An 8,127-nucleotide genomic window follows, 5' to 3' on the forward strand; every position below is an offset into this window, starting at 1 on the left:
TTACCTTTCTACCAAGCATCATAGTTCCTAAATAAACATTCACTTTATGAAACGAATACATTCCTTCAACATCTATTCAGATTTTTCAGATCAATAAAGAGACTTCAAAATCAATTCGGCAAGCTTTAAAAAAATAAGAACCTCGAAATTCATCAATACTAAAAGCCCAGCATTACCGGGCTTTTTTGCTTTCTAAAAAACTGCATGCGGCATGTCAGCCTCAGTTGTGTGCTATCGAACATACTGCCCAAAAAAAAAAGCGTATGAGTCTTATCAGCTTATTTCTATTTCCTCGTCAAGTTGAAACTGGGATTGAGAATCGATATGTTAATTGCAATCGTCTTGGTGTTATTGGTACTTGGATCTCTAATCTTTCATTACCTTAGTCCATGGTATTTCACCCCTATCGCTTCCAACTGGAAGGGTATGGACGATACGATTAGTCTTACCTTTTGGATTACCGGACTAGCTTTTATAGCTGTAAATCTCTTCGTTGCTTATTGCATTTTTAAGTTCCGAGCAAAGCTGGGGGTTCGAGCTGCTTACCAGCCTGAAAATAAAAAATTAGAGTGGTGGTTAATCGGAGTCACAACTGTAGGTGTGGCCGCGATGCTGGCTCCGGGCCTGATCATCTGGGCTAATTTTGTAAACGTTCCTTCAGATGCTCGCCTGGTCGAGGCTGTTGGACAGCAATGGCATTGGCAATACCGACTACCAGGTAAAGACGGCAAGCTTGGCGTTGTTAATGCCAAGAATATCAATGATGGTAATCCGTTTGGAATGGATCAGACTGACTCAAGTGGGCGTGACGATATTCTGGTCGCAAGCCAGGAGCTGCATTTGCAAATCGGTAAGCCCGTAAAGATCTTGTTGCGCTCAGTTGACGTTTTGCACAACTTCACGGTACCCCAGTTCCGTGCCAAGATGGATTTGGTGCCTGGTATGGTCACCTATCTCTGGTTAACACCCACTCGAACAGGTAAATTTGATCTGCTGTGCAATGAATTGTGCGGTGTCGGTCATTTTGTGATGCGTGGTGTCATTGTGGTGGAAGAAGAGTCAGCCTATCTGTCTTGGTTGGGAGAGCAGAAAACATTCGCAGACAATTTGTCTAAAACCAGTGGTGACATAACACTTGGCAAAACCCTCTATGCAAAATGTGTGGCTTGCCATGGTGCCGAAGCCGAAGGCAATCCCTTGCTTCATGCGCCTAAGTTAGCCAGCCAGGGCGAATGGTATCTGCAGCGGCAACTGAGTTATTTCAAACACGGTATCCGAGGGAGTGATGATCGGGATGTATTTGGCAAGATGATGGCGCCGATGGCATCGATGCTAGTCGACGATGCTGACATCGCAAACGTCAGTGCATTCATCACCTCACTACCAGATACATCTGCACCCAAAACTATCAACGGCAACGCCAGCGTTGGCAAATCATTGTTTGCATCGACCTGCGCAACCTGCCACGGCCAGAACGGACAAGGCGTACGTCTCATGCAAGCCCCCAAACTTAAGGGTATGAGCGACTGGTATATGGCCACTCAGTTGAAAAATTTTAAGCAAGGTTTACGAGGCGCACACGCCAAGGATGAATATGGACCTCAAATGGCATTGATGGCATCCATTTTGAAAGATGAGCAGGCTATTAACGATTTGGTGGCTTATATCAATTCGCTGCCCTGAACGGGCTTTGTCAGGACAGATAGACGAATCCAAAAAAAGGATATCCTAATGAAATACATGGCACACGATGAGTCTGCTGAAGTCGGACCATTAGAGGTTGCGGAGATGGAGCTCTACCATCCCAAAACGTTTCTAGGTAAATACATCTGGAGCCAAGACGCTAAGGTGATTGCGATCCAATACGCTGTCACCGCTATTTCTATTGGGCTAGTAGCCTTGGTCTTGTCTTGGATGATGAGACTTCAACTGGCCTTTCCTAACACTTTCTCGTTCATAGATCCAAGCAACTACCTACAAGCCGTCACCATGCACGGCATGATCATGGTTGTTTATTTATTGACCGCCTTGTTTCTGGGTGGTTTTGGCAACTACCTAATTCCTTTGATGGTGGGTGCTAGAGACATGGTCTTCCCGTATCTCAATATGTTGAGTTTTTGGATTTACCTTTTCGCCGTGCTTCTTCTGGTGGTAAGTTTTTTTGTCCCTGGTGGGCCCACCGGATCGGGCTGGACCCTTTACCCGCCACAGGCGATTTTGCCTGGTACCCCGGGTGCAACCTGGGGCATTATTCTCATGCTGGTGTCGCTAGCATTTTTCATAATTGGTTTTACCATGGGCGGCCTGAATTACGTCGTCACTATTTTGCAAGCTCGCACCCGTGGTATGACTTTTATGCGCATGCCATTAACAGTATGGGGCATTTTTGTCGCTACTATTTTGGCCTTGCTTGCCTTTCCAGCGTTATTTGTAAGCGCGGTGATGATGTTGTTTGACTTGTTGTTGGGCACCAGCTTTTTTATGCCCGCACTTGTGTCGATGGGAAAGCAAGCTAGTTATACCGGCGGTAGCCCCTTACTGTTCCAGCATTTGTTCTGGTTTTTTGGTCATCCAGAAGTCTATATTGTCGCCTTACCTGCTTTTGGCATTGTCTCAGACCTGCTCAGTGTCCACGCCAGAAAAAATATTTTTGGTTACCGCATGATGGTCTGGGCAATCGTCGCCATTGGCATTCTCAGTTTCTTTGTCTGGGCACACCACATGTATGTCAGTGGTATGAATCCCTATTTTGGATTCTTCTTTGCCACAACAACATTAATCATTGCAATTCCCACTGCTTTGAAAGTTTATAACTGGGTCCTTACACTTTGGCAGGGCAGTATTCATCTCACGGTACCCATGCTGTTTGCTATAGGTTTTATCTTCGCATTTTTGCACGGCGGCTTAACCGGCTTGTTCTTGGGTAATGTAAGCGTCAGTGTTCCACTCTCGGACACCATGTTTGTGGTGGCCCATTTTCACATGGTAATGGCGGTGGCTCCCGTCATGGTTGTGCTAGGAGCAATTTACCATTGGTACCCCAAGATTACTGGGCGCATGATGCATGAGGGCATGGGCAAAATTCATTTCTGGACTACCTTTCTGGGCACCTACGCGATCTACCTCCCCATGCACTACTTGGGATTTTTGGGAGTACCAAGACGGTATTTTTCAGTCGAGGGAACAAATTTCATTCCAGCTTCAGCTCACGATTTGAATATCGGAATCACTTTAGCCGCTTTGTTTGTGGGTGCGTTCCAAATGCTCTTTTTGTATAACTTAATTTGGAGTTTTTTCAAAGGTAAACCATCGGGCCCCAACCCTTGGAATGCGACAACGCTTGAATGGCAAACCTCTGATACGCCGCCGAAACACGGTAATTTTGGACCCGAATTACCGATGGTATATAGATGGGCTTACGATTTCAGTGTGCCTGGGTTCGTTGATGACTTCATACCGCAAAACGTGGCGCCGAAAGACGTTAAGCGTAGCTGAGTTAGCTGAGCCATGAACATAATCCATCATTTAACCACCAAGCCCTGGGAAGCAACGGCTGAGTTACCTTTGCTGCTGCAGCATTCCAATCAGCAGAATAAGCGGGTTGCACTCAAAGTGTTTTTGGGCGTCGTCACTGTTTTGTTCACGTTGTTAATCGTGGCTTATGCCGGACGTATGGTCTACGAAGATTGGCGGCCAGCACCACAAATCAGATTAATGTGGGCTAATACACTGGTGCTTTTTCTAGGTAGCGTGGGTTTGGAATTAGCCCAGTACGCTGTTAGGCGTGGAAATCAAAAGCTACTGCACCGAAGTCTTTTGGCTGCGGGACTTTGCACCTTGTTGTTCTTGATGGGTCAAGCTCAAGCCTGGCGCGAACTTAGCGCCTTGGTCTTTTTTAAAGTGACCAACCCAGCCATTGCTTTTTTCTATCTCATCACAGGTTTGCATGGATTGCATTTAATAGGTGGCTTGGTCGTCTGGGGCCAAACCCTAGTGCGGTTGTGGAGAGGTTTTGAGCTAGAGAAAGTTCGGCAAAGTGTTGAGATGTGCACACTCTACTGGCACTTTTTGTTGTTGGTCTGGATTGTACTTTTCGGCTTGTTGTTCACGGGTAACAACTTGGATCAATTGATGATTATCTGCGGGATAAGGGGAAGGACCTGATATGAAACACCCTGTTTCGACAATACCTATTCACTCGCCCGTCTTGGAGCCCGGCATGAAGGGCTTTGTCAGTGACTGGTCGTCTGATCAACAGTCGTTCAAGAAGGTCCCATGGGGCAAAGCCATGATGTGGATTTTTTTGGTCAGCGACACCTTTATTTTCAGTATTTTCCTGATTTCTTACATGACAGTACGAATTTCAACCCCCGAGGCCTGGCCCAATCCGAGCGAGGTGTTTGCCTTAACTATTGGCGGCAAGAAAATCCCTTTGATTCTGATTGCGTTGATGACCCTCATTCTCATCACCAGCAGTGGAACCATGGCCATGGCAGTGAATTACGGGTACCGCAAAGACAGACGAACCACCTTTGTGCTGCTGATGATCACCGCCTTACTCGGAGCTTCGTTTGTCGGCATGCAGGCATTTGAGTGGACAAAGTTAATCACCGAGGAAGGGATTCGACCTTGGGGCAATCCTTTGGGTGCGGCACAATTTGGTTCTGTTTTTTTTATGGTGACTGGATTTCACGGCACCCATGTCTCCATAGGCGTTATTTTTCTGGTGATCTTTGCCATCAAAGTCTGGCGTGGTGATTTAGAACACCAGCGGCCTGGATTCATGACAGGGCGTAAAGGTAGCTATGAAGCGATAGAAATCCTCGGTTTGTACTGGCACTTTGTGGACTTGGTCTGGGTCTTTATTTTTGCATTTTTCTATCTTTGGTAAAGAGAACCTATGTCTAAAGCAGAAAACCAACAGCACCCGATAGGCATATATCTCAAGATATGGTTGCTACTTTTCGTACTAAGCACAGCCTCTTATATGGTTGATTACTTTCATGTGCAAAGCTACCTGCGCTGGTCCTTAATCATTGTCTTTATGTTGTTGAAGGCGGGCTTGATCGTTGCCGTCTTCATGCACATGATGTGGGAGCGCTTGGCCTTCATTTATGCCATTTTGCTACCGCCCCTTTTGATCCTAACTTTCGTCGGTATCGGGGCACTGGAGGCAGACTATACGTACCTGACTCGCGGGGTATTTTTCTTCAAGAGTGTGCCGTAAAAAAGGTTAACAAATCTAGAAAAAATTTTATATCAACGGCATTCAGTAATTGGAGAGTCACGCATGGCAAAAAAATACGTCATACACACCATCGTAATTTCTGGGTTTTTTATTGGTGTTGCCTTGCTTGCCTATCTCCTTGTATCGCATCATTTGAGTATGCCTAATCAGATCTTGCACAGCCGAGACGGTTTGCTTAGCAATAGATGAGGTTGGTTGATCTTATCAAACCGGTTGGAAAGTTTTAACTGGGGGTATTCAATGAAGCTAAAAAGAAGTTATTTTACTGGTCTGAGTTTGGACGATTTAGAGCTTTTTGAAGAGCAACTAGAGAGTGCTGGTATTTCAACACCTCAGATTCATGTATTGAGCTGGGATGACGCTAGCGTGTCAGTTCATCCGCACCTGCATGAAGTCCAATCACTCATGAAGCAAGACATAGTGCACATGTCGATACTGGGCGCGGTGATTGGTAGCGGCTTGGCAAGTACGATTCTCTTGATTACCTTCAGCTTTGAACTGGGGAGTACATCAGCCGGCTGGATGCCAATTGTTTTCCTTTCGGTTGTGATTTTAGGCTTTTGTACTTGGTTAGGCGGCTTTATTGGGATTCAGACACCTAACTATAAGTTCGCTCGGTTTGAAAAAATTTTAAAGGAAGGTCGTCATGTTTTTTTCGTTGATCTAGAGCCCGATCAGGACGAAATTCTAGAAAAAATTCTAAAGCTTCACCCAAATTTGCATCGAGCAGGAACGGATGACGGTTCTCCTCACTGGCTGGTGAAACTGCAGCGCAAAATAGGAATGATTCGTAACACATAGGTAGAAGTGTTGTCTACCAATATCAAAATCAATTTATGCCGACTATCATTTCACAAAATATCCTGACCGTTCTAAGTCAGCTTTATGCGCTTACAAAGCCTAGAGTACTGCAACTGATTGTCTTTTGCGCCCTTGTGGGCATGGTGATGGCGGTACCAAGTACACCAACTTTTAGCGAAATTCAACATGCTATATTAGCCTGTGTAGGCATCTGGCTGGTTGCTGGAGCGGCCGCTGCAATAAACTGCTTGGTTGAAAAAGAAATAGACGCCAAAATGAAAAGAACCGCTTGGCGGCCCACTGCTAAAGGTCAAATTGATGGCTTACTGACTTTACTATTTTCCTTTGCGCTCTGCGCAGCTGGTTCGGCTCTACTTTATTTCTGGATCAACCCCCTAACCATGTGGCTTACCTTGGGTACTTTTTTGGGTTACGCAATTATTTACACCCTTATACTGAAGCCACTAACGCCGCAAAATATAGTGATTGGGGGCTCGTCTGGTGCGATGCCGCCGGTGCTGGGATGGGCTGCCATGACGGATCAGGTGGGACCCGAAGCTCTTCTACTCTTTCTCATCATTTTCTTGTGGACTCCACCTCATTTCTGGGCGTTGGCACTTTACCGAGTTGAGGAATATAGGAAGTCGGGACTACCTATGTTACCTGTGACTCATGGAATTAACTTCACGTGTCTGCAAATCCTGCTCTACACCCTTATTTTGTTAGCTGCTTGCTTAATGCCATTCGCTTACGGTATGAGCTCTTGGCTTTATCTATTAGTTGCGCTGGCTTTAAGTCTGGGTTTTGTGGGCCATGCATTCAAGCTTTGGCGTAAATATTCGGACGAGCAGGCGCGCCAGACTTTCAAGTTTTCTCTTGTGCATTTAAGCTTGCTATTCGCGGCCATGCTGGCAGATCATTATTTGTTTTGATACAGTAAACTAATTGATGGATGGTGTTCTGGGGTAATTTGTACTTTGTCCGAAGGCCACCGCTCACCAATTCATTCAAGATCAAACTCAGTACTTTAATGATTTATGAACTCCACTTTACTGCTCCTAAACAGACAGAAGATCACTACAAATAAAAAAAACGCCACTCAGTAAAGCAATGGCGCTTGCGGATTACCGCAAAAGCAGCATTTTCATACGATTTTTGTTCGCTGCAATTTGGGATATTCGTATAGTTATATCTCCTCCCATGTTCTTTACATATCAAGCACTAACGAAACATAACCTTGTTGAATTGCATAATTAAAAGCGCTAATACTAACTATCCAAGCGTATACAGGCAATCCACACAGATGGTTAACCTTTTTTCTGAAAAGAGCTGATAGCAGTTTAGAGTCAAGGAAGTACAGAGAATTAAAATACTTAGATCATTGATCTGATAATAACTCAATTTTTAACTGCTTTTTATAGACGCTAAAAGTATTTCCCAGCCACGAATGAGAGCCATAATATCGCTTGAAGAGGTGGGATTGAACTAAAGATGAAAAACCATCAGAAAGAGTTCGTTTTTAGGATAATGATCGCCTCGAATAAGTAATGAGTCTTTGGCTTTAAAAAGGAGAGAGTCAAATGTCTACAGTGGAACAATTCTTAGACTTGAATTCGCGAAAAGTATGGAGTTTGAGACCAGAAAATCGAGTAATAGACTCGCTATTTTTAATGGCTGAAAAAAATATCAGTTGTATTTTGATTATGAATGAAGAACATCTTGCAGGAATTTTTTCTGAAAGAGACTATGCAAGAAAAGTAGTAATCCAAGGAAAAAATAGCAATGAAATTTTATTAAAAGAGGTTATGACGGACAAGTTAATTACGATTGGACCTAAGACTGAATTAGATGAATGTATGCAGTTAATGACTGACCACCGAATCAGACATTTACCCATATTAGATAACAGCAAAGTAATTGGCTTAATATCGATTGGCGATGTGGTAAAAGAAATGATTGTTCAGCAGAAAAATCAGATTAAAGAATTACAAAAATATATTTCTGGCTAGATACGTGGATCGAACTGGGTTTGTTTACTCTGCTACTGATATTCGACCTTGTTAAAAACTGCTTGAGTT

General features: G+C 44.3%; 8 protein-coding genes. All 8 read left to right on the top strand.

Features of this window, described 5'->3' with window-relative positions; translation table 11 throughout:
* Positions 1-426: 426 nt before the first annotated feature.
* The 8 genes from AC9UG7_RS11280 to AC9UG7_RS11315 all read left to right on the top strand — a co-directional run bounded on the left by AC9UG7_RS11280 (position 427) and on the right by AC9UG7_RS11315 (position 8,058).
* Entirely contained in the window at positions 427-1,683 is a 1,257-nt protein-coding gene (locus AC9UG7_RS11280; protein ID WP_509587768.1) for a c-type cytochrome, read from the top strand.
* Between the two features lie 105 nt (positions 1,684-1,788).
* The gene (locus AC9UG7_RS11285; protein WP_509587782.1) at positions 1,789-3,495 is read left to right on the top strand and encodes a cytochrome c oxidase subunit I; all 1,707 of its coding nucleotides are present in this window, start codon (positions 1,789-1,791) and stop codon (positions 3,493-3,495) included.
* A 12-nt stretch (positions 3,496-3,507) separates the two neighbouring features.
* Complete coding sequence (locus AC9UG7_RS11290) at positions 3,508-4,164, top strand: cytochrome c oxidase subunit 3 (RefSeq protein ID WP_509587770.1); 657 nt, start codon at positions 3,508-3,510, stop codon at positions 4,162-4,164.
* A 1-nt stretch (position 4,165) separates the two neighbouring features.
* On the top strand, positions 4,166-4,891 hold the full coding sequence (locus tag AC9UG7_RS11295; protein WP_509587772.1) for a heme-copper oxidase subunit III family protein: 726 nt from the start codon (positions 4,166-4,168) through the stop codon (positions 4,889-4,891).
* Positions 4,892-4,900: 9 nt separating this feature from the next.
* The gene (locus AC9UG7_RS11300) at positions 4,901-5,227 is read left to right on the top strand and encodes a cytochrome C oxidase subunit IV family protein (protein ID WP_509587774.1); all 327 of its coding nucleotides are present in this window, start codon (positions 4,901-4,903) and stop codon (positions 5,225-5,227) included.
* 234 nt (positions 5,228-5,461) lie between these two features.
* The gene (locus AC9UG7_RS11305; RefSeq protein WP_509587776.1) at positions 5,462-6,049 is read left to right on the top strand and encodes a hypothetical protein; all 588 of its coding nucleotides are present in this window, start codon (positions 5,462-5,464) and stop codon (positions 6,047-6,049) included.
* Positions 6,050-6,084: 35 nt separating this feature from the next.
* The gene (gene cyoE, locus AC9UG7_RS11310) at positions 6,085-6,981 is read left to right on the top strand and encodes a heme o synthase (protein WP_509587778.1); all 897 of its coding nucleotides are present in this window, start codon (positions 6,085-6,087) and stop codon (positions 6,979-6,981) included.
* 648 nt (positions 6,982-7,629) lie between these two features.
* On the top strand, positions 7,630-8,058 hold the full coding sequence (locus AC9UG7_RS11315; RefSeq protein ID WP_509587780.1) for a CBS domain-containing protein: 429 nt from the start codon (positions 7,630-7,632) through the stop codon (positions 8,056-8,058).
* Positions 8,059-8,127: the final 69 nt, after the last annotated feature.

Origin of the sequence: Limnohabitans sp., assembly GCF_046052765.1 — a bacterium.
Lineage (GTDB): Bacteria > Pseudomonadota > Gammaproteobacteria > Burkholderiales > Burkholderiaceae_C > Limnohabitans.

Coding starts and splice junctions, on each gene's coding strand:
- AC9UG7_RS11295 (WP_509587772.1), top strand. CDS start 4,166: ATGAAACACCCTGTTTCGACAATACCTATTCACTCGCCCGTCTTGGAG.
- AC9UG7_RS11300 (WP_509587774.1), top strand. CDS start 4,901: ATGTCTAAAGCAGAAAACCAACAGCACCCGATAGGCATATATCTCAAG.
- AC9UG7_RS11280 (WP_509587768.1), top strand. CDS start 427: ATGGACGATACGATTAGTCTTACCTTTTGGATTACCGGACTAGCTTTT.
- cyoE (WP_509587778.1), top strand. CDS start 6,085: ATGCCGACTATCATTTCACAAAATATCCTGACCGTTCTAAGTCAGCTT.
- AC9UG7_RS11290 (WP_509587770.1), top strand. CDS start 3,508: ATGAACATAATCCATCATTTAACCACCAAGCCCTGGGAAGCAACGGCT.
- AC9UG7_RS11315 (WP_509587780.1), top strand. CDS start 7,630: ATGTCTACAGTGGAACAATTCTTAGACTTGAATTCGCGAAAAGTATGG.
- AC9UG7_RS11285 (WP_509587782.1), top strand. CDS start 1,789: ATGGAGCTCTACCATCCCAAAACGTTTCTAGGTAAATACATCTGGAGC.